We start from the raw sequence: 20,630 nt of genomic DNA on the forward strand, positions 1-20,630 counted from the left end.
CAGGTCAGGTGCGCTTGGGTGGGGCGGGCCTGTCCTTGCGGGGGTTTCTCGCCGGTCGCGCCGATCCGGGTGACCTACCCGCCTGGGCGCTTGTGCCCACGGCCCTGCTGTCCACCGAACCCGCCGATGCGGGGCGGGAACGCGAGCTGTGCCTCGCCAACGCCGGGACCGGCCCCGACCTGCGCGGGCAGGGAACCGGTACGGGCTGATGTCGTACTCGGTCTCGCCGAGCTTGCGCACGACCTTCCGCGAACCCGGTCTCCTCCCGGGCCTCCCGCAGCGCGGCGGCCTCCGGGGTCTCGCCCGGCCGGATGCTGCCGGCCGGGACCTGGATGCCGACCTCCTCGCAGCTGTAGTCGGTGTGCCGGAACACCAGCAGCCGCCCGCTACCTCGGCCCCCAGCTCTCTGCGCACCAGCGCCTCGAACTCGTGTCGGTGCGCTGCCGGCCGGACGAGGTAGGACATCGTCTGAGTGACCAGCCCTGCGTCCCGGCTCCGCTTGAATTCGATCACCGCCGGGGCGTTGTTCGGATCGGCCACCCGTGCCCCATTCGTTCGGTAGTGCGGAGAGGCCGAGCGAGAAGAGGAGTGTGCTGTTCCTCTCCTCTGCTCATTCCTTCGGCCGGGCTGGAACGAAGCTCCGATGTTGTCTCAACATATGGACGATCGGGTGATTCTCCGGCCGGATACCGAGCAGATGGCCTTAGGCTGGCCGTGCAGCTGGTTCGCCCTGCCCGCCAGGCAGGCGCGTCGTAAGAGGGAACCCGGTGAAGCCTTTTGACTGGCCAGTCCGGGACTGCCCCGCAGCGGTGAGCGGGAACGACCGCCGTCATACGCACTGGGCCCGGGAGGGTCTGGGAAGCGACGGCCAGTAGGTGACCGCCCTTCACGGGCGGACGTGCCCGCGAGTCCGAAGACCTGCCCGTTGCCCGCGTGCGACCGATCGCGCGCGGATCCCGGTGACCTCGTGGGCGGGTCGGCGTGCACACCTGGCGGAGCCATGACGGCCGTCCGTCCGGTTCGTCACCCCTTCGCGCCCTCGTCCCGTCACCGGGCACTTGAGGAGCAAGACTCGCGAAGGAGAGTCCCTTGACCACGAAGTCCGCAGCCGCGGCGACCCTCGCCACCGCGTACGGCTACCCCCGGCAGGGCCGGAACCGGGAGCTGAAGAAGGCCGTCGAGGGGTACTGGAAGGGCACGGTCACCGCCGACGCACTGCTGGCCGCAGCCGCCGACCTGCGCCGCGGGAACTGGCAGCAGCTGATCGAGGCGGGCGTCCAGGAGGTGCCCACGGGCGACTTCTCGCTCTACGACCACGTGCTGGACACCACCGTCGCCGTCGGCGCGATCCCGGCCCGCCACCGGGCGGCCGTCGAGGCCGACCCGCTGGACGGGTACTTCGCGATGGCGCGCGGGACCCAGGATGTCGCACCGCTGGAGATGACCAAGTGGTTCGACACCAACTACCACTACCTCGTGCCCGAGTTGGGGCCGGACACGGTCTTCGTCGCGAACCCGGCGAAGGCGGTCGGCGAGCTGCGCGAGGCGCTCGCGCTCGGCCATGACGCACGGCCGGTGCTGGTCGGCCCGGTCACCTACCTGCTGCTGGCCAAGCCCGCCCCCGGCGTGGCCGCCGACTTCCAGCCGATCACGCTGCTCGACCGGCTGCTGCCGGTCTACGCGCAGCTGCTCGCCGACCTGCGGGCGGCCGGGGCGGACTGGGTGCAGCTGGACGAGCCGGCTCTGGTCCAGGACCGCACGCCGGCCGAGCTGAACGCCGCCGCCCGCGCCTACCGGGACCTGGGCGCGCTCGCCGACCGGCCGAAGCTGCTGGTGGCGAGCTACTTCGACCGCCTGGGCGAGGCCCTGCCGGTGCTCGCCAAGGCCCCGGTCGAGGGCCTGGCGCTGGACTTCACCGGACCGGCCGCCGCGAACCTGGAGGACCTCGCCGGCGTCGGCGGGCTGCCGGGCAAGCGCCTGGTCGCCGGGGTCGTCGACGGCCGGAACATCTGGATCAACGACCTGGAGAGGTCGCTGGCCACCCTGGCGACCCTGCTCGGTCTCGCCGACCGGGTGGACGTGGCGCCGTCCTGCTCGCTGCTTCACGTGCCGGTCGATGCCGCCCTGGAGCGGGAGGTCGAGCCGCAGATCGCCCGCTGGCTGGCCTTCGCCCGGCAGAAGGCCGAGGAGGTCGCGCTGCTCGCCCGCGGCCTGCGCGAGGGTACTGGCGCGATCACCGCCGAACTCGCCGCCAACCGCGCCGACCTGGCCTCCCGGGCCACGTCGCCGATCACCCGCGACCCGGCCGTCCGGGCCCGCGCAGCCGCCGTCACCGCCGCCGACGCCCGGCGGGCCCAGGCCTACCCCGAGCGGGCCGTGGCTCAGCGGGCCCGCCTCGGGTTGCCGCTGCTGCCCACCACCACGATCGGCTCCTTCCCGCAGACCACTGAACTCCGGGTTGCTCGTGCCGACCTGACGGCCGGGCGGATCGGCGCCGCCGTCTACCGGGAGCGGATGGAAGCCGAGGTGCGCGAGGTGATCGCGTACCAGGAGAAGGCGGGCCTGGACGTCCTCGTGCACGGCGAGCCCGAGCGCAACGACATGGTCCAGTACTTCGCCGAGCAGCTGACCGGGTACCTGGCCACCCGGCACGGCTGGGTGCAGTCCTACGGCACCCGCTACGTGCGGCCTCCGGTCCTCGCGGGCGACATCTCCCGCCCGTACCCGATGACCGTCGGCTGGTTCTCCTACGCCCAGGGGCTGACGGACCGCCCGGTCAAGGGCATGCTCACCGGGCCGGTCACCATGCTCGCCTGGTCCTTCGTCCGCGACGACCAGCCGCTCGCCGACACCGCCCGCCAGGTCGCCCTGGCCCTGCGCGACGAGGTCGTCGACCTGGAGGCCGCCGGCGCGGCCGTCGTCCAGGTCGACGAGCCCGCCCTGCGCGAGACCCTGCCGCTGCGCGCCGCCGACCGCCCGGCCTACCTGGCGTGGGCCACCGAGGCGTTCCGGCTCGCCACCTCCGGCGTCCGTGCCGACACCCAGATCCACACCCACATGTGCTACGCCGAGTTCGGCGCCATCATGACCGCGATCGACGAGCTCGACGCGGACGTCATCTCGCTGGAGGCCGCCCGCTCGCACATGGAGGTCGCCGGCGAACTCGCCGCCGCCGGCTACCCGCGTGAGGTCGGACCAGGGGTGTGGGACATCCACTCGCCCCGCGTGCCGAGCACGGAGGAAGCCGTGAGGCTGCTGCGCGCCGGCCTGGCCGCGATTCCCGCCGAGCGGCTCTGGGTCAACCCCGACTGCGGTCTGAAGACCCGCGGTTGGGCGGAGACCCGCGCCTCCCTGGAGAGCCTGGTCACCGCCGCCCGCCGCCTGCGGGAGGAAGTCGCCGGCTGACAGACCGGCGTGAGCGCGAGAGGGCGGGCGCGGTACGAGTACCGTGCCCGCCCCAGGGGCCTCCCATCTCCTCATGGACGATCGCGGGGAGGCGCCCTTCCGCCGCGAGGAAGGGGATCCGGTATGAGCAGGAGACCAGTAGCGCGCCGTGTCCGTGGCCGCGGGCAGGTCCTCGACGTCACGCCCGACTCGTTCTCGGACGGCGGCAGTTGGCTGGACCCCGGCCGTGCGGTGGAACACGGGCTGGCGATGGCAGCCCGGGATGCGGACATCGTGGACGTGGGAGGGGAGTCGACGCGTCCTGGCGCTCGCAGGGTGCCGGTCGACGAGGAACTCGCCCGTGTCCTGCCCGTGGTGCGTGGCCTCGCTCGGGAAGGTGTCCTGGTGAGCATCGACACGATGCGGGCCGAGGAGGCGGAGTCGGCGGTGGACGCCGGGGCGGGGATCGTGAACGACGTCAGAGGAGGCCTGGCCGACGAGCGGATGGCGAAGGCCGTCGGCCGGTCCGGGATGCCCTTCGTCGTCATGCACTGGCGGGGGCAGTCCTACGTGATGGACGACCTGGCCGACTACGGGGATGTCGTGGCGGAGGCGGCCGCGGAGGTTGCACGTCAGATGGACGCCGTGGTGTCGGCCGGAGCCGATCCGGCCCAGGTGATCGTCGATCCCGGTCTCGGCTTCGCGAAGGGCCGCGAGGACGACGGGGAACTGTTCGCCGCGCTGGACTCCTGGCATGCGCTGGGACGACCGCTCCTGGTGGGACCGTCCCGCAAGCGGTTCCTCGGCGAACTACTGGCCGACCGGGCCACCGGCGAGCCGCGTCCGGCCCGGGAGCGGGACGACGCCACCGCGGCGGCGGCCGTCCTGGCCGCTGCCCAGGGAGCCTGGGCGGTGCGTGTCCACGAGGTGCGGGCCACCGCGGACGCCGTCCGCGTCGAGGCGGCCCCGCGTGCTCGCCGGGCGCCGGCCGGTCAGTCCTCGGTGCGGCGGAGCAGGTAGGTGTCCATGATCCAGCCCTTGCGCTCGCGGGCTTCGCGGCGCTGCCGGGTGATCTCCGGCGCCGTCTCATCGAGTGGCCCGGAGAGCAGGATCTCGTCCGGGGCGCCGAGGTAGGCGCCGTAGTGGATGTGCACGCCCTCGGGGTCGATCCCGGCGAAGGCGGCCCGGCCGTCGAGCATCACCACGGTGTCCTCGCTGCCCGGGCCGAAGCCGTCCTCGGCCAGGCGGCGGGCCGGGGTGATCCGCAGCGGGCGGCCCACCCGGGTGAGGGTGGTGCGGTGCTGTGCGGCGAGTACCGAGACGCTGCTGATCCCGGGCACCACCTCGTAGCGGAACGCGCCCGGGTCGGCGGTCAGGACCTCGTCGAGGACGGCGGTCACGCTGTCGTACAGGCTGGGGTCGCCCCAGACCAGGAGCGCGCCCGTGCCGTCCGGGCCGAGTTCCTCGGCGACGAGCCGGCCGACCAGCTCGGCCCGACGACGGCGCCAGTCCTCGACGGCCTCGGTGTACGCCGGGGTGCTCCGGTCGCGCTCGGCGTCCGGCACCTCGACCACCCGGTGACCGGGGCGGGCGTGCTCCTCGATCATCCGCCGCCGCAGGCGCATGAGGTCCTGGCGCTGCTCGTTCTTGTCGAGGAGGAGAAAGACGTCCGTGCGGGCGATGGCCTTGACCGCCTGCAGGGTGAGGTGGTCCGGGTCGCCCGCACCGATGCCGATGACGATGATCTGCCGCATGACTGCGATTCTGCCGGATCCCGGACCCGGCGGCCGTCGCTGCGGGCCGCGACCGGACACCTCCCCGTAGGCCTCGCCACCTGCGGATTCCTCGTGGGGAGCGGGTGGGTTCCGGTGGGTTCGGCGAACCGGAGGCAGTGATACGTTCGCGGATGCGGGCGGGGAGAGGAGCGGCTGCGGATGCTGCGCATCGCTGGAATCCCCGGCCGCCCCGGCCGGCGGCCACCGAGAGCCCGGGAGCCGGGGGAGGGCTGGACGGATCCCGATGGCCGAGAGGTGAGTACCACGGACAGCTTCGTGCCGGAGCAGCGGCCACCCGTCGTCCTGCGGCGTGCCCGGACGGAGGACGGCTCGTGCCGCCACCAGCTGGTGTGGAAGGCCGGCCCGGGGTGGCGGATGGTCAGCAGTGCCGTCCTGGGCGGCGGGCTCGGCGAGCGCGGCTGGGTGCTGAACGCCCAGGTCAGGCCGGGCTACTCCCGGATGGACCCCGATCGGCACCTGGCGGAGCTCGCGGCGGCCGAGGGCCTGAACGGGCCGGGCGTCGGCCTGATGACCGCCGCCGAGGTCGACGACTGCACCTGGAGCGAGGACGGTGGCGCCGTCGCCCTCGTCACGACCGGCATCGGAGTCCCGACGTGGGCCGCCGACCCCGGTGCCTCGGTGCCCGTCCCGTTCGCGCCGGCCCCGTCCAGGCCAGCCCCGTTCGTGCCCGGAACGATCAACATCCTCGCGGTGGTGCCGGCCCCGGTGACCGACGGCGGGCTGGTCAATCTGCTCGCGACGGCCACCGAGGCCAAGGTGCAGGCCCTTCTGGAGGCCGGGTACGACTGTTCCGGGACGCCGTCCGACGCGGTGTGCGTGGCGGTCCGCACACCGGGTACGCCCGCGGCGGCCGACCCGTTCGGTGGCCCGCGCTCCGTGTGGGGGTCCCGGCTGGCCCGTGCCGTGCACCGAGCCGTGCTCGACGGGGCGGAACGGGACCGAGTGCGGAGGGACCGTGGAGCTTCCGTACCCCACCAGGGGCCGAGCCCCGAGTGCTGCCGCGAGAACGTCCTGCACGCCGGCCGGTGAGCGGGGTGGGTGACGAGCCGTCCGCCGGAGCCGCAGGACGACCGGCCGGGGTACGCCGCTCAGGAGCCGTCGAAACCGTCTCCCACGCCACGTTCGCCACCGCCGACCAGCAGGAGGGCATGGCCGCCTTCGCCGAGAAGCGCCCCGCGCGGTTCGAGCACCGCTGACGCGGGCGGTGGCGCGGCAGCCCGGTTCCGGGGTACCGCGCCCCGCCGTCCGTGATCCGCCGCAGACACCTGCACGGTCCCCGCGGCCGGTCGCCGACGACCCGGCCGGCAGCCCGACGATGTGACGCACGGGACCTTGACCCGCCCTTCCGCGCGTCGCCATGATGGGCCGTCAAGTTCTGACTCCGCCGTCGGGGGAAGCCGGTCCGAATCCGGCGCTGACCCGCAACGGTAGGCCGTCGACCCGGTGTCGGCGGCGAGCCCGAGTACCCGTCGGCGGAGGTGTGTCGTTCCCTCCTCCCGTCGTGGTCTGCGGGCCGGAGCTCCGAGGGCTGCCCGGGTCCGTACCGGCGCCCCTCCGGGCCCCTGCGTCCAGGCCCGGAAAGGACCCTCGTGACCGCCCTCCGCCGCACCCTCGGCCTCCTCGCGATACCGACCCTCGCCTTCGCCGGCGCCCTCCCGGCGGCCGCCGCACCGGTCGGCGTGGACTCGCCCACGATCCGTCCGGACGCCGCCGCGGCCGGCTGGCTGGCCCGCCAGCTCGTCGACGGCGACCACTTCGAGTCCGTCTTCGACGGCACCGCCTACCCCGACCAGGGCCTGACCATCGACGCGGTACTGGCCTTCGCCGCCGCCCGCAGCTCGGACACCGCCGCCGCCAAGGCGACCGCCTGGCTCGCCCAGCCCGCCATCCTCACCGGCTACCTCGGCGACGGCACCACCGAGGCCTACGCGGGGGCCACCGCCAAGCTGCTGCTCGCCGCCGAGGTCCGCGGCGCGGACCCGGCCTCCTTCGGCGGCGTCGACCTGCCCGCCCGGCTGCGCTCGCTCCAGGCCCCGAGCGGCCGCTTCTCCGACCGCTCCCAGTGGGGCGACTACAGCAACGCCTTCGGCCAGTCGCTCGCCCTGATCGCCCTGCACCGGACCCCCGGCGGCGCCCCGGCCGCCGCCGTCGACTTCCTGGCCGACAGCCAGTGCGCGGACGGCGGCTTCCCGGTCTCCTTCGGCCAGACCACCTGCACCGCCGACACGGACGCCACCGCCCTCGCCGTCCAGGCCCTCGCCGCCACCGGCCGCGCGGCCAAGGCGGCCGCCGGACTCGGCTGGCTGACCGCCCAGCAGAACGCCGACGGCGGCTTCGCGGCCGCCGGGGCCACTACGTCCAACGCCAACTCCACCGGTCTCGCGACCCAGGCGCTGCTCTCCAACGCCCGCTTCGGCGCGGGACTCAAGGGCTGGAGCCGGCTGGTCAAGTTCCAGCAGCGCTGCGACGCCGACCCGGCCGTGCGCGGCGCGATCGCCTACGACGCCTCCGGCTTCAACCCCGGCAACGCCGCCCGGGCGACCGGCCAGGCCGTCCTCGGCCTGGCCGGCACCCCGCTGGCCACCCTCTCCGCCGCCGGAGCGCGCCCGGACGCGCCCACCCTGGCCTGCCCCGCGCCCGCCACCCCCTGACCACCCGCGACCGCACGAGGAGAGTCCTGATGACCGAGCACCTGACCCGCCGCACCCTTGGCTCGCTCGCCGCCGTCGCGGCGCTGACCGCGAGCCTCCTCGGTGCCGGCGCCGTGCACGCCCCCGAGGCCCGGGCCGCCGCCTGCACCGGCACCACCGGCGTCACCGTCGTGGTCGACTTCACCGCGGTCGGCGGCGGCATCCAGACCGGCTGCGCCCTCGGCGACCCGGCCAGCGGCCTCGCCGCGCTCACCGGCGCCGGCTTCTCGTACACCTTCCACCCGCGCTACCCCGGCTTCGTCTGCACCGTCAATGCCCTGCCGACGACCTGCACCAACCCCACCGGCAGCGCGTACTGGTCGTACTGGCACGCCCAGCACGGCGGACCCTGGTCATACAGCAGCCTCGGCGCCGGCAGCTACAACCCGGCCCCCGGCGATGTCGAGGGCTGGGCCTTCGGCGCCGGCGGCCAGCCGGGCATCACGGCGCCCTGAGCGGCCTGAGCGCCCTGACGACGACGCACCGGTGCCCCGGTCCTCCGCGACGGAGACCGGGGCACCGGCGGTTCCGGGGGCGTTCAGGCCGTCCGGCGCGGCCGCTGCCGGATCAGCTGCCGTAGCGCAGCGAGACGGTGTCGCCCAGGTGGACGGTGGTGGCCCGGGTGGCGGCGGTGGCGGTGGCGCCGTCCAGGCTCACCTTCCAGGTGGCGGAGCCGCTGTTGGCGGTGCCGTTGAGTGCGGTGATCGTCCCGCCGCCGGTGGCGGGGGTGACGGAGGTGACGCAGCCGCCCGGGGTGGCGGTGCCGGCCGCGTCGAGGACGTCGCCGAGCGTCGCGGTGGTGCCGGTCGGGTTGACGGTGACGGCGCAGACCTTGAGCGCGCCGGTGCCGTCGTCGACGACCAGGGCGAGCCTGGCGGCGGTGCCGGAGGTGAACGCGGTGGTGGCCGACCAGGTCGGCTCCCCGGCCGTGGTCGGGGCGGGCGGGGCGGCGGTGAAGCCGGCACCGGCGACGGCGCGCAGGCCGTCGACGGAGGCGTAGGGGGAGGAGGCGGTGTCGCTCGGCTGGTACTTGAAGCCGCCGCCGGGCTTGAACTGCTGGGCGATCAGGAAGTCGACCGGGGTCTTGCCGGTGCCGCTGGTGAAGTCGGCGCCCTGGGGGTTGATGCCGCAGGCGTTGAGACCGGAGACGGCCCAGCCGTTGGAGTCGGTGTTGACGCCCCACAGGGCGTTGAACGCCCCGGAGGCCAGCAGCTTGCCCTTGAGGAAGTTCTTGGCGGCGACGACCGCCGGGTCGGTGTTGGGGACGCCGCCGACGCACAGGGAAGCCATCGCGGCCCCGGTCATGTCGATGTCGCTGCCCGTGCCGAGCTCGGTGGGGTCACCGGCGGCCTTGGTGTAGTTCCAGCCGCCGTCCGTGTGCTGGTTGGCCCGCACAGCCGTGACGGAGGCGTCCAGCAGGGCCTGCGGAACGCGCTTGGCGCCGCTCTGGGTCTTGGCGCCGCCGAGGGCGAGGAGGCCGAACACGGTGCCGTTGAAGTTGGCGGACGGACCCCAGTAGCCGGGTTCGGCGGTCTGCCAGGAGGAGACCGCGTCGGCGATCAGGTTGCGGCCGGGGCCGACGCGCGCGGGATCGACGCCGGCGGCGTAGGCGTTCAGGATGCCCCGCTGGTAGTCGGTGACGACCGGCGAGGCGCCCGGCCAGCCGGCGGCGGCGAGCTGGTTGCGGTAGACGAGGCGGGCGTTCTTGGTGACGTCACCGCCGGGCGTCACGTCGGCCGCCGCGGTGCCGGCCGCGGCCAGCGCGCTGAAGGCCCACTCGTTGGACAGCCCGCCGCCGGTGACGTAGCTGCCGTCGGCGGCCTGGAGGGACTTCAGGTAGGTGACGCCGGTGCTCTTGGAAGTGGCGATCTGGGCCGGGGTGGCGGTGGCGTGGGCGGGGACGGCCGACAGCAGCAGCGCCCCGGCCGCCAGTGACACGGTCACGGCGGAGGCGAGGCGGGAGGAGGTGGTGCGGGGCGTCGTGAGGAAGGTCACGGAACGGCTCCTTGGGGTGGCGGGCGCCGACCCGGCCCCGGCCCCGGCGCTCCCGGGGGAGCGCGACGGCCGGAGCGGCCGCCGCCCGGATCGCGTGGGCAGGCTTTCGCCGTGGTACTCGGCCGGGCGGGCATTCGGGCTAGGGGTGCCGCAGGACACCACCCCACACCGTTGCGCGTCAGCCCCGGAATCGCACCGGGTTCCCCCGCTCGGCCACCGCGGACGCTACCGCACCGCGGGGCGGTCCACGAGGTGGGGAAGGCGACATGACGCACCGTTGACTCCGACTCGCCGGCGTGGTCAGATGAACCGGTTTTTCATCCTCGGTATCAGGGGAAGCCGGTCCGATTCCGGCGCTGACCCGCAACCGTAGATCCGCCCCAGCGGCGGATGAGCCGGAATGCCTGCACCGAGGCCTTGTCACAGAAGTGCTTGCGTCGTCGTGGACTACGACGCGGTCGGGGCGGTTCCTCCTGGGGGAGCCGTCGGCTGCGCCGTGCGGACCCGATGACCGATCGGGGAGTCGCCAGTGAGAGCCAGGAACAGCCGTTCGAGCCGCGGATTCCGAGGGCTCACGTCCCTTCTCGCCACCGGTGCCGTCGCGGTTGCCGCGGGCGGCACCGTCCTGCTCGCCCACCCCGGCCGGGCCGCCGCCGACCCGATCGAGGAGTGCACGGCCGCCACCGGCGCGATCGTCGCCGTCGACTTCGGCCACTGGGGCGGCGGAGTCGTCCGCGGCTGCGACGCCCGGCCCACGACCGGGATGAACCTGCTGCACAACGCGGGCTTCAGCACCGCCGGCACCGAGCACGACGGACCGGCCTTCATCTGCAGGCTCGGCAACGGGAGCTTCAACGGCGGCACCCAGTACCCGACCGCCGCCGAGGAGCCCTGCACCAACACCCCGCAGGCGACGGCCTACTGGTCCTACTGGATCGCCGAACCCGGTCAGGACACCTGGTCCTACAGCCGGTTCGGCGCCGCCACCCAGAAGCCCAGGCCCGGCGAGGTCGAGGCCTGGGTGTACGGCGGCACCGACATCGGCGGCACCAGCGGGAAGCCCGCCTTCACCCCGGACTCCGTCCGCGCCAAGAACGGCGGACCGTCGCCCACCGCGACCCCGACCGCCTCCCCGAGCCCGACCGCCCCGACGTCCTCCGAGGGCGACCCGAAGGCCGCGGCGTCCTGGCTGGCCGGCCGACTGGTCGGCGGCGAGTACATGGGGAACTGGGCCTTCGAAGGCCCCGACTTCCCCCGGACCTCCCTCACCGCGATCGCCCTGGCGGCCGCCGGCACCCAGGACCCGGCCCTGCGCAAGGTCGTCGGCTACCTCGCGGCGCACACCGACGCGTTCCTGTACCCGGACGGACCCGCCGGGAAGCCCGACGCCAGGGCCGCCGCGCTGCTGGCGCTGGTCGCCGAGAGCACCGACGGCAACCCCCGGGACTTCGGCGGCCGCGACCTGATCGCCGCCCTCACCGACCACCTGTGCACCGGGCAGGGCGAGAACGGGAAGTGCACGGCCGCCGGGGACTTCCACGGCGCCGCCTCGCCCTGGGTCCAGGCCTGGGCCGTGATCGCCCTGCGGCGCGCCGGTGTCACGCCGCCGCCCCAGGCGCTCGCCCGCTTCACCGCCCTCCAGTGCGCCGACGGCGGGACCGCCGGTTCGATGATCGCGGCCGGGGGCTCCTGCGAGTCCGACCCGGTGGCCACCGGCCTCACCGTCCTCGCGCTCCGCGGAACGGCCGGGGGCGAAGCCGTCGCGAAGAAGGCCTCGGACTGGCTCACGGCGAGCCAGCAGGCCGACGGCTCCTACGCCCCGTACGTCGGTGCCGCCGGGGACACGGTGAGCACCGCCGCCGCGGCCCAGGTCCTGCGGGCCACCGGCCAGGGGTCCAAGGAGGCGGCTGCCAAGGCGTGGGTGAGCGCGCGGCAGAACACGGACGGCGGCTTCGGCCCCGACGAGTCGACCACCGACGGCGACGCCGCCGCCACCGAGCAGGCGATCCTGGCCCTGACCGGAACCGACCCGACCGCGGTCCGCCACGATCCGAACGGCGCCACCACCCCGCCGACCACGCCCGCGGGCCGGACCCCCGACCTCGCCAAGGGCGGTGCCTACCTCACCGCCCCCGCGAACCTGGTCGGCGGCCACTACTACGAGGGCTTCCCGGACTTCGCGGACTTCGGCCTCACCATCGACGGAGCCTTCGCGCTCGCCGCCACGGGCACGGACGACGCGGCCCTGCGCCGGATCGTGGACTTCCTCGACCAGCAGGGCAAGGACGGCGGCGAGCGCACCGTCAACGACTGGACCGCGATCGGCACCGAGTTCGCCGGAGGCGGCTCCATCGCCAAGGAGGCGCTGCTCGCCGAGGCCGTCGGCCGCGACCCGCGCGCCTTCGGCGGACACGACCTGATCGCCGCCCTCGCCGCAGCCGTCTGCGCCAAGGCCGACGCGGCCACCGGCTGCGCCGGCCCCGGCAACTACACCTACGCCACCTCGGTGTTCTCCCAGGCACTCGGCGTCATGGCGCAACTGCGCGCCGGTGACACCGTGCACGCGGACTCCGCGGTCGCCTACCTGAAGAGCCTCCAGCACGCCGACGGCTCCTGGCCGAGCCTGATCCCCGTCACCGGCGACTCCGACGTGGACAGCACCGCGATGGCGGCCATGGCGCTCGCGCTCGTCCCCGGCACCGAGGCCGCTCAGGCGGTCGACAAGGGAATCTCCTGGCTGGCGGGTCGGCAACTGCCGGACGGGGGCTTCCCCGGCGCGGCCGGCAACTCCACCAACTCGGCCGCGCTCGCCGTCCAGGGCATGGGTCTGCGCCAGTCCGCGTACGCCCCCCGGATCGCGAAGGCGCTCGACTTCCTCGCCGGACAGCAGAACGGCGACGGCGGCTTCAACGTCGCCTCCGAGGGCCAGCGGGGCTCGGACCTGCGGGCCTCCGCCCAGGCGGTGGGAGGCGCCACCGGGACCTCCTTCGGCACCCTGCGCCGGGACCTCGGAGGCTCTCCGACCCCCACCCCGACCCCCACCGTCACCCCCACGCCGACCGGTTCTCCGACCCCCACGGCGACCTCGACCCCGACCGCGAGCGGCAGCCCTTCGGCTTCCCCGACAGCCACTGCCTCCCCGGCGCCGACCGGAACGCCCGCGGCCGCCACCGCACCCGGGGACGTGCCCACCGGTGCTCCGGTCCCGGGTGACGGAGGCGGCGCAGGACGCGGCGGCGGCGCGCCGATCGATGCCACGCGGGCCGGGACCGACACCGGAAGCCTGGCACGCACCGGAGCCGAGACGCTGGGCCTGGCGACCGCCGCGGCCCTGCTGGCCGCCGTCGGAGCGGGCGCGGTCCTGATCGCCCGCCGCCGCGCGGGATCGACCCCGGGGCGTCACCGGTGATCCGGCGGCTCGGCCGGCTGCTCGGAGCCGCCGGCGTGACGCTCGCCCTCGCGTCCGGCGGGCTCGGCACGGCCGCGACCCAGGCGACGGCGGCGCCGCTGCCCATCGAGCAGTGCACCACCAGCTCGGGTGTGGTGCTGGCCGTGGACCTCGGCAAGTGGGGAGGTCCGCTGCTGCGCTCCTGCGGCACGACCCCCACCACCGGATACGCATTGCTCAACCAGGGCGGCTGGAAGACCACCGGCACCGGGCACGACGGTCCGGCGTTCATCTGCCGGATCGGCTACAGCGGGTTCCAGGGCGGCAAGCAGTTCCCCGCCCCGGACCAGGAGAAGTGCGTGCTGACGCCCCCGGCCACGGCCTACTGGTCGTACTGGCACGCGGACCCGGGCCAGAACGAGTGGTCGTACAGCCAACTGGGCGCGATGAGCTACCAGCCGAAACCGGGCAGCGTCGACCTGTGGATCTTCGGCGGCACGAACATCGAGGGCACGGAGGGGCGGCCCACCATCTCGCCGGACACCGTGCGCGCCCACAACACGGTGCCCGGCGCTGGAACGGCCACCACCCCCGCCCAGCCCTCGCCACCGACCGACCCCGGAAACGGCAGCACCGGCGGCTCCACCGGCGGTGCGGCGGCCGGTGGCGGCAACTCGTCCGGAGGTAACGTATCCACCGGCGGCACCGGCTCCACCGGCGGCTCGACATCCTCCGGCGGCGGCAGTGCAAGCGGTGGAGGCACGGCGCCGAAGCGGCCGACCGAGGCCCCGAGCGCCACCTCCGGCGCGGCTCCTCCCCGGCCGACGACCCCGCCGGCCGAGGTGCCGACAGCGGTGGTGCCGGTACCGGAGCCCTCGGCCCCGAGCGGCGAGAGCACCGAGCCGCCCGCTCCGGCGCCGTCGGAGACGCCTGCGGCCGTCGAGACCGCTCCCACGCAGGAGTCCCCGACCGGGACACCGGACCCGTCGGCGTCCGTGAACGCCGCAGGTCCGCTGGTGGTGGACGCGGCCCCGGCGGCCGAGGCTCCGCACGACGCCGGGTCGATGGTCCCCGCCGTCGTCGGCGGTGCCCTCCTGGTGCTCCTGGGGCTGGTCACCTTCGGCGTCGCGCGCCGACGCCGCCGGGCCGAGTGACCGGGTGACCATGCCCGGCACACCCGACACCGACCTCCCCCGGCCCGCTTCCGGGCGCACCGGGGGAGGCCGGCGCAGCCCGCGCGACCTCCACCCCCTGGCCTGGTGGACCTGGGCCCTGGCCCTGGCGACCGCCGCGAGCCGCACCACCAACCCGCTGCTGCTCCTGCTCGTCCTCGCCGTCCTCGGCTACGTCGTCACCGCCCGCCGCACCGAGGCCCCATGGGCCCGGGGCTTCAAGTACTACCTGGTGCTGGCGCTCACGGTGGTGGCGATCCGGGTGGTGTTCCGCTGCGTCTTCGCCACCGGCATCACGCCGCACGACCACCTGCTCTTCTCGCTGCCCCACATTCCGACCCCCGCCTGGTACGCGGGCATCCGGATCGGCGGCCCGGTCTCGCTGGAGGCCACCCTCTCGGCGGCCTTCGACGGACTGCGCCTCGCCTGTCTGATCTGCTGCATCGGCGCCGCCAATACCCTGGCCAACCCCAAGCGCGCCCTGCGCGTCCTGCCCGGCGCGCTCTACGAGCTCGGCGTCGCCGTGACGGTCTCGCTCAGCGTCGCCCCGCAGCTGGTCCAGAGCGTCCAACGGGTCGCGCGGGCACGGCGGTTGCGGGCGGGCCGGGCCAAGGGCGTCCGTGCCCTGCGCGGCATCGTCGTCCCGGTCCTGGAGGACGCCCTGGAGCGCTCACTGCATCTGGCCGCCGCGATGGACTCGCGCGGCTACGGACGCTCGGGTACCGCCACCCGCCGCTCCCGCCGGACCACCGGTGCCCTGATGCTGCTCGGCATGTGCGGCCTGTGCGCCGGGGTGTACGGGTTGCTGGACGGAACCGCCCCCGCCGCGCTCGGACTGCCCGCCTTCCTCATCGGTGCCGGGCTGTGCGTGGCCGGGCTGCTGCTCGGAGGGCGCCGGGTACGGCGCACCACCTACCGCCCGGACCGCTGGCGGGCGGCCGAGTTCGGGGTCGCCGGCTGCGGGGTGGCCGCCGCCGTCCTGCTGTTCGCCACGGTCGGGTACGACGCCACCGACCTCAACCCCTCTCTCTACCCGATGAGTTGGCCGACGCTGCCGCCGGTCCCGGTGTTCGCCCTGCTACTGGCCGGCGCCGCCGGCGTCATCGCACCGCCGCCCGGCCGCCCGCCGGTGCCCGGCGCCGTGCCCCGTCCGCGGGGCGGGACGGCCGCGCCCACGCGTACCCACAGTGCCGACCGCCCCTCCACCGAGGTGACCAAGTGATCCGATTCGACCAGGTCGACGTGGTGTACGACGGCGAGACCACTCCGGTCCTGCACGACGTCGACCTGCACATCCCGGAGGGTGAACTCTGCCTGGTGGTCGGCCGCACCGGCGTCGGCAAGTCCACCCTGCTCGGCGCCGTCAACGGCCTGGTCCCGCACTTCACCGGCGGCACCCTGCGCGGCCGGGTGACCGTCGACGGCCGGGACACCGCGCACCATCCGCCGCGCGAACTGGCCGACGTGGTCGGCGTGGTGGGCCAGGACCCGCTGGCCGGCTTCGTCACCGACACGGTGGAGGAGGAGCTCGCCTACGTCATGGAGCAGCTGGCCGTCCCGCCGGAGGTGATGCGCAAGCGCGTGGAGGAGACCCTCGACCTGCTCGGCCTGGCCGACCTGCGCCACCGCGCGCTCCACGAGCTCTCCGGCGGCCAGCAGCAGCGCGTCGCGATCGGCTCCGTGCTGACGGCGCACCCCCGGGTCCTGGTCCTGGACGAGCCGACCTCCGCCCTGGACCCGACCGCCGCCGAGGAGGTGCTCGCCGCCGTCACCCGGCTGGTCCACGACCTCGGCGTCACCGTCCTGCTCGCCGAACACCGCCTGGAGCGCGTCGTCCAGTACGCCGACCGGGTCGCCTACCTGCCCGGTGACGGCACCGTCGTGCACGGCCCGCCCGCCGAGGTCTTCCGGGGCACGACGGTTGCGCCGCCCGTCGTCGGCCTCGGACGCCTGGCCGGCTGGGAGCCGCTGCCGCTCTCCGTCCGCGACGCCCGCCGCGCCGCCGCGCCGCTGCGCGAGCGGCTCGCCGAGGTGCGCGTCCCCCCGCCGCGCCCGGCGGCCACGGCGGGGGAGACCGTGCTGGAGGCCCGCAAGGTGGTCGTCCGCCACGGTCCGGTGACCGCCGTCCGGGAGGCCGGACTGGAGCTGCGGGCCGGCGAGGTCACCGCCCTGATGGGGCGCAACGGCTCCGGCAAGTCGTCCCTCCTCTGGGCCCTCCAGGGCTCCGGGCCCCGGCAGGGCGGCAGCGTGCGGGTCACGGGAACCGACGGAGAACAGCCCAAGGACCCCAAACGGGGTTCCGCGGCGGAGGCCCGCCGACTGGTGGGACTCGTACCGCAAACCCCCACCGACCTGCTGTACCTGGAGACCGTCGCCGAGGAACTCGGGCAGGGCGACCGCGAGTCCGGCCGTGCCGCCGGGGCGACCGCACGGCAGATCCTCGACCGTCTCGCCCCTGGGATCCCCGACGACAGCCATCCCCGCGACCTCTCCGAAGGCCAGAAACTCGCCCTCGTCCTGGCGATCCAGCTGGCCGCGGCACCCCGGGTGGTCCTGCTGGACGAACCCACCCGAGGGCTCGACCACCACGCCAAGGAGGCGCTCGTCGGCATTGTCGACGCCCTGGCCGCCGAGGGACGCACGGTCATGGTCTCCACCCACGACGTCGAGTTCGTCGCCTCCGCCGCCGACCGCGTGGTGGTGATGGCCGAGGGCGAGATCGTCGCCGACGGCCCCACCGCCGACGTCATCGTCGCCTCACCCACCTTCGCCCCGCAGACCGCCAAGGTCCTGGCACCACTGCCCTACCTGACGGTCGCCCAGGTGGCGCAGGCCCTGGAGCCCGCGGAGGCCGCCCGATGACCGCCGTCCGGATCCCCGGCCGGGCCCGCGTCGTCGTCGCCCTCGCCGCCTTCGTCGGCCTGGTCGCCTTCACCTGGCCGTTCGTCGTCGCCCCCGGGAAGTTCGGCTCCAACTACGCCCCACCGCTGATCTTCGGCGCCCTGCTGGTCCTGGTCCTCGCCGTCGTGATCGCCGAGATCGCCTCCGGCGGCATCGACGCCAAGGCCCTCGCCATGCTCGGCGTCCTCTCCGCCGTCAACGCCGCACTCCGGCCGCTCGGCGCCGGCACCGCCGGGGTCGAGACGGTCTTCTTCGTCCTCGTCCTCGCCGGACGCGTCTTCGGCCCCGGCTTCGGCTTCACCCTCGGCTGCACCTCCCTGTTCGCCTCGGCCCTCCTCACCGGGGGCGTCGGGCCGTGGATGCCCTACCAGATGTTCGGCTGCGCCTTCGTCGGCCTGCTCGCCGGGCTGCTCCCGCGAACCGGGCGGCGCTGGGAGGTTCCGATGCTGGCCGCCTACGGGGCCTTCTCCGGCTACCTCTTCGGCTTCCTGCTGAACCTCTCCTTCTGGCCCTTCTCCACCGACCCGAACAGCTCCATCGCCTACCTGCCCGGCCTCCCCTTCACCGAGCAGTGGCACCGCTACCTGCTCTTCGACCTCGCCACCTCCCTCGGCTGGGACACCGGCCGCGCCGTCACCACCTTCACCGCCGTCCTCGTCGTCGGCCCCGCCGTCCTCACCGTCTTCCGCCGCGCCGCCCGCCGCGCCAACTTCGAACCCACCGTGCGCTTCGAGAAGCCGGAGGCCACCGGCCGGCCGGCCGCGGAACCAGTCCGATAGTCGGAAGGGTCATCACCATGCCGAAGGCCGGGAAGCCCCGGACGGCGACCGTGGACGGGGTGCAGGTCGTCGTCCTGTCCCCGGAGCAGTACGACGGGCTGGAGGCCAACCGGCGCCGGGTCGGAGGCCTGCAGACCCTGGTCGCCCGGATGAAACAGGAGGGCCTGTCTCCCTGGTGTGGCGATTCACTGGCCAGCGCCTCTGAATGCTGACTGGATTCGGAAAAGGGATCTGACCCCGCGCACACCGCAGGGGCCGCAGGCGAATGCCTGCGGCCCCCTCGCCGTGTAGCTGGCGGCATGTGCTGACGGGGTGTCAGCAGCTGCTGGTGGTGTCGCCCGGGTCGACGGTGCAGGTGTCGGTGCCGAGGCCGCCGTTGGCGGTGTCGCCGCCGGTGCCGTCCTGGACGTCGATGGAGTCGTTGCCGAGCCCGCCGCTCATGATGTCGGTGCCCTCGGTGTCGAGGAGGACGTCGTTGCCGTTCTGGCCGTCGAGGTCGTCGTTGCCGGGGCCGCCGTAGATGTGGTCGTTGCCGTTGTCGAACAGGTAGAGGAGCGAGCCGAGCAGGGTCTCGCCGTAGTTGGTGTCGTCGCCGGCCTCGCCGTAGAGGTAGTCGGCGCCGTTGCCGCCGCCCATCGCGTCGTCGCCGTCGCCGCCGTAGAGGGTGTCGTCGCCGTTGCCGCCGTCCACGGTGTCGTCGCCGGCCCCGGCGTAGATGACGTCGTTGCCGTTGCCGCCGTTGATGGTGTCGTTGCCGCCCAGGCCGCAGATCACGTCGGCGCCGTTGGTGCCGTTGAGGGTGTCGTTGCCGGCCGTGCCGGTGATGGTGCAGCCGTGGCCGTTGCCCACGGTGGTGGACTGGGCGGCGGTGTTGTTGGCGGGGGTGGTGTCACCGGTGGCCGAGGTGGTGGTGCCGGTGGCGGTCACCGTGCCGGTGGCCTGCGGCTCCACGGTGACGGTGACCGTGGCGGAGGCGGCGTCGGCCAGGGTGCCGAGCGCGCAGGACACCGTCGGGGCGGACACGGTGCAGGACCCCTGCGAGGTGGTGGCGGAGACGATCGCCGCCGAGGCGCCGGACAGGGTCAGCGTCGAGGTGGCGCCGGTCGCGGTGTCGGCGCCGTTGTTGGTGACGGTCTGGGTGTAGGTGTAGGTGTCGCCGAGGGCGGCCGGGTCCACCGAGTCCGTGACCGCGGTGGCCAGGTCCGCGTTCGGGGGCGGGAGGAAGGTGTACTGGTCGGCGGCGCTGGTGGCGCTGGCGCCTGCGGTCTTGCCCACCGTGACGTCCACCGTCGCGGCGGCGTGGGCCGGGGCGGTGGCGGTGATCCGGGTGTCGCTGTTCACCGTGAACGAGGCGGCCGGGACCGCACCGAAGGACACGGAGGAGACGCCGGTGAAGCCGGTTCCGGTGATCGTCACCACGGTGCCGCCGGCGTCGGGACCCGAGGCCGGGCTCAGGGCGCCGACCACGGGCAGGGCCACGTCCACCACCGTGACGCCGCGCGGTGCGGAGTAGCCGGTCAGGGTCGCCGTGACGGTGTTGGTCGCCGTGTCGACCACCGAGACGGTGTTGCCGTTGAGGTTGGTGACGTAGGCCGTCGCACCGGACGAGTCGATCGCGGCGCTCGCGGGGCCCGCGCCGGTGGAAACCGTGGCGGCCACCGTGTTGGTCGCCGTCGCGATGACGCTGGCCGTGCCCGAGCCGAAGTTCGGGACGTAGGCGGTGGCGCCGTTCGGGGTGATGGCCACGGCGTTGGGGACGTTGCCCACCGTGATGGTCGCGGTGACCGTGTTCGTGCTGGTGGAGATCACCGAGACGGACGCCGCGAGGCCGTTGCCGACGTAGACGGTCGAGCCGTTCGGGGTGATCGCCAGGCCGACCGGGCTGCTGCCGACCGGGACGGTCGTGGTGATGGTGTTCGTGGCGGTGTCGATCACATCGACCAGGTTGGCGGTGCGGTTGGCGGCGTAGAGGGTGGCGCCGTTCGGGGTGACCGCCAGGTCGCGCGGTGAGGAGCCGACCGTGATGGTGCCGGTCACGGTGTGGCTGGCCGTGTCGATCACGGAGATGGTCCCGGAGGCGGCGTTCGACACGTAGGCGGTGGCGCCGCTCGGGGTGAACGCGGTCGCGGCCGGATTGGCGCCGACCGTGATGGTGTGCGTCACCGTGACGGTCGCGGTGTCGATCACCGAGACCGTCCCGGAGTTGAAGTTGGTGACGTACACCTCGGTGCCCTGAGGGTTGGCGGCCACTTCGAAGGGGCCGCTGCCCACCGCGGCCGTGGCCACGCTCGCGTGGGTGACCGTGTCGTAGACGCTGACGGTGTTGTTGCCGCCGTTGGCGACATACACCTGCGCGTGGGTCACGGGTGTCACGGCCTGGGCCGGGGCTGCGGCCCCGACGACGGTCAGGGCGCCGACCAGTGTGCCGGCGGCCAGTGCCGCGATGCCGCGGCGCAACCGGCGGCCGGCTGTCCGTGAAGTGGCGGATGCGGTGCTCAAGAGCATGGGACGTTTCCCCTCCTGGT

The 20,630-nt window shown here is 74.3% G+C and carries 16 protein-coding genes and 4 riboswitches; of the genes, 12 read left to right on the forward strand and 4 right to left on the reverse strand.

Going from position 1 to position 20,630, the window contains the following annotated elements:
• Positions 1-4 precede the first annotated feature (4 nt).
• Positions 5-373 (reverse strand): NUDIX domain-containing protein, encoded by a 369-nt coding sequence (locus tag ACFC0B_RS06520; RefSeq protein WP_376083094.1) that lies wholly within the window; start codon positions 371-373, stop codon positions 5-7.
• A 331-nt stretch (positions 374-704) separates the two neighbouring features.
• A riboswitch (cobalamin riboswitch) is annotated at positions 705-941 on the forward strand.
• 148 nt (positions 942-1,089) lie between these two features.
• Here ACFC0B_RS06520 and metE point away from each other — a divergent pair.
• Together metE and folP are read left to right on the forward strand one after the other, a co-directional pair.
• A complete protein-coding gene (gene metE / locus ACFC0B_RS06525) occupies positions 1,090-3,405 on the forward strand; it encodes a 5-methyltetrahydropteroyltriglutamate--homocysteine S-methyltransferase (RefSeq protein ID WP_376083096.1) in 2,316 nt (771 codons plus the stop codon).
• Positions 3,406-3,528: 123 nt separating this feature from the next.
• Positions 3,529-4,404 (forward strand): dihydropteroate synthase, encoded by an 876-nt coding sequence (gene folP / locus ACFC0B_RS06530; protein ID WP_376083098.1) that lies wholly within the window; start codon positions 3,529-3,531, stop codon positions 4,402-4,404.
• Here folP and cobF read toward each other — a convergent pair.
• The gene (gene cobF, locus ACFC0B_RS06535; RefSeq protein WP_376083101.1) at positions 4,377-5,138 is read right to left on the reverse strand and encodes a precorrin-6A synthase (deacetylating); all 762 of its coding nucleotides are present in this window, start codon (positions 5,136-5,138) and stop codon (positions 4,377-4,379) included. The genes folP and cobF overlap by 28 nt on opposite strands.
• Positions 5,139-5,414: 276 nt before the next feature.
• On the opposite strand from cobF, the gene ACFC0B_RS06540 reads away from it, so the two are divergent.
• From ACFC0B_RS06540 to ACFC0B_RS06555, 4 genes are all read left to right on the forward strand, one after another.
• Positions 5,415-6,209: an adenosylcobinamide amidohydrolase gene (locus tag ACFC0B_RS06540; protein WP_376083104.1), complete on the forward strand. Its 795-nt coding sequence runs from the start codon at positions 5,415-5,417 to the stop codon at positions 6,207-6,209.
• A 5-nt stretch (positions 6,210-6,214) separates the two neighbouring features.
• The gene (locus ACFC0B_RS06545; protein WP_376083107.1) at positions 6,215-6,376 is read left to right on the forward strand and encodes a hypothetical protein; all 162 of its coding nucleotides are present in this window, start codon (positions 6,215-6,217) and stop codon (positions 6,374-6,376) included.
• A 163-nt stretch (positions 6,377-6,539) separates the two neighbouring features.
• A riboswitch (cobalamin riboswitch) is annotated at positions 6,540-6,669 on the forward strand.
• 100 nt (positions 6,670-6,769) lie between these two features.
• Positions 6,770-7,831: a prenyltransferase/squalene oxidase repeat-containing protein gene (locus ACFC0B_RS06550; protein WP_376083110.1), complete on the forward strand. Its 1,062-nt coding sequence runs from the start codon at positions 6,770-6,772 to the stop codon at positions 7,829-7,831.
• A gap of 29 nt (positions 7,832-7,860) precedes the next feature.
• The gene (locus ACFC0B_RS06555; protein WP_376083113.1) at positions 7,861-8,325 is read left to right on the forward strand and encodes a flagellar hook-length control protein FliK; all 465 of its coding nucleotides are present in this window, start codon (positions 7,861-7,863) and stop codon (positions 8,323-8,325) included.
• Positions 8,326-8,437: 112 nt separating this feature from the next.
• Here the strand turns inward: ACFC0B_RS06555 and ACFC0B_RS06560 are convergent, their stop codons facing one another.
• A complete protein-coding gene (locus tag ACFC0B_RS06560) occupies positions 8,438-9,865 on the reverse strand; it encodes a hypothetical protein (protein ID WP_376083116.1) in 1,428 nt (475 codons plus the stop codon).
• 128 nt (positions 9,866-9,993) lie between these two features.
• Positions 9,994-10,071: riboswitch (cobalamin riboswitch) on the reverse strand.
• An 81-nt stretch (positions 10,072-10,152) separates the two neighbouring features.
• Positions 10,153-10,292: riboswitch (cobalamin riboswitch) on the forward strand.
• A gap of 102 nt (positions 10,293-10,394) precedes the next feature.
• Between ACFC0B_RS06560 and ACFC0B_RS06565 the strand changes: the two genes are divergently transcribed.
• Genes ACFC0B_RS06565 through ACFC0B_RS06590 form a run of 6 tightly spaced genes read left to right on the forward strand, consistent with a single transcriptional unit; the run spans position 10,395 to position 18,317 of the window.
• A complete protein-coding gene (locus tag ACFC0B_RS06565; protein WP_376083119.1) occupies positions 10,395-13,274 on the forward strand; it encodes a prenyltransferase/squalene oxidase repeat-containing protein in 2,880 nt (959 codons plus the stop codon).
• Complete coding sequence (locus ACFC0B_RS06570; RefSeq protein ID WP_376083122.1) at positions 13,271-14,407, forward strand: hypothetical protein; 1,137 nt, start codon at positions 13,271-13,273, stop codon at positions 14,405-14,407. Before ACFC0B_RS06565 ends, ACFC0B_RS06570 begins: the two co-directional genes overlap by 4 nt.
• Before the next feature lie 10 nt (positions 14,408-14,417).
• The gene (locus ACFC0B_RS06575) at positions 14,418-15,647 is read left to right on the forward strand and encodes a CbiQ family ECF transporter T component (RefSeq protein ID WP_376083125.1); all 1,230 of its coding nucleotides are present in this window, start codon (positions 14,418-14,420) and stop codon (positions 15,645-15,647) included.
• On the forward strand, positions 15,644-17,287 hold the full coding sequence (locus tag ACFC0B_RS06580; RefSeq protein WP_376083128.1) for an ABC transporter ATP-binding protein: 1,644 nt from the start codon (positions 15,644-15,646) through the stop codon (positions 17,285-17,287). Before ACFC0B_RS06575 ends, ACFC0B_RS06580 begins: the two co-directional genes overlap by 4 nt.
• Positions 17,284-18,105, forward strand: coding sequence for an ECF transporter S component (locus tag ACFC0B_RS06585; protein WP_376083130.1), 822 nt, complete (start codon positions 17,284-17,286; stop codon positions 18,103-18,105). Before ACFC0B_RS06580 ends, ACFC0B_RS06585 begins: the two co-directional genes overlap by 4 nt.
• A 17-nt stretch (positions 18,106-18,122) precedes the next feature.
• Positions 18,123-18,317, forward strand: coding sequence for a hypothetical protein (locus ACFC0B_RS06590; RefSeq protein ID WP_376083132.1), 195 nt, complete (start codon positions 18,123-18,125; stop codon positions 18,315-18,317).
• Positions 18,318-18,420: 103 nt separating this feature from the next.
• Here ACFC0B_RS06590 and ACFC0B_RS06595 read toward each other — a convergent pair whose 3' ends face one another.
• Positions 18,421-20,610: a beta-propeller fold lactonase family protein gene (locus ACFC0B_RS06595; protein ID WP_376083135.1), complete on the reverse strand. Its 2,190-nt coding sequence runs from the start codon at positions 20,608-20,610 to the stop codon at positions 18,421-18,423.
• Positions 20,611-20,630 lie beyond the last annotated feature (20 nt).

The sequence above is a fragment of the Kitasatospora sp. NPDC056184 genome (assembly GCF_042268405.1).
Classification (GTDB): Bacteria; Actinomycetota; Actinomycetes; order Streptomycetales; family Streptomycetaceae; genus Kitasatospora.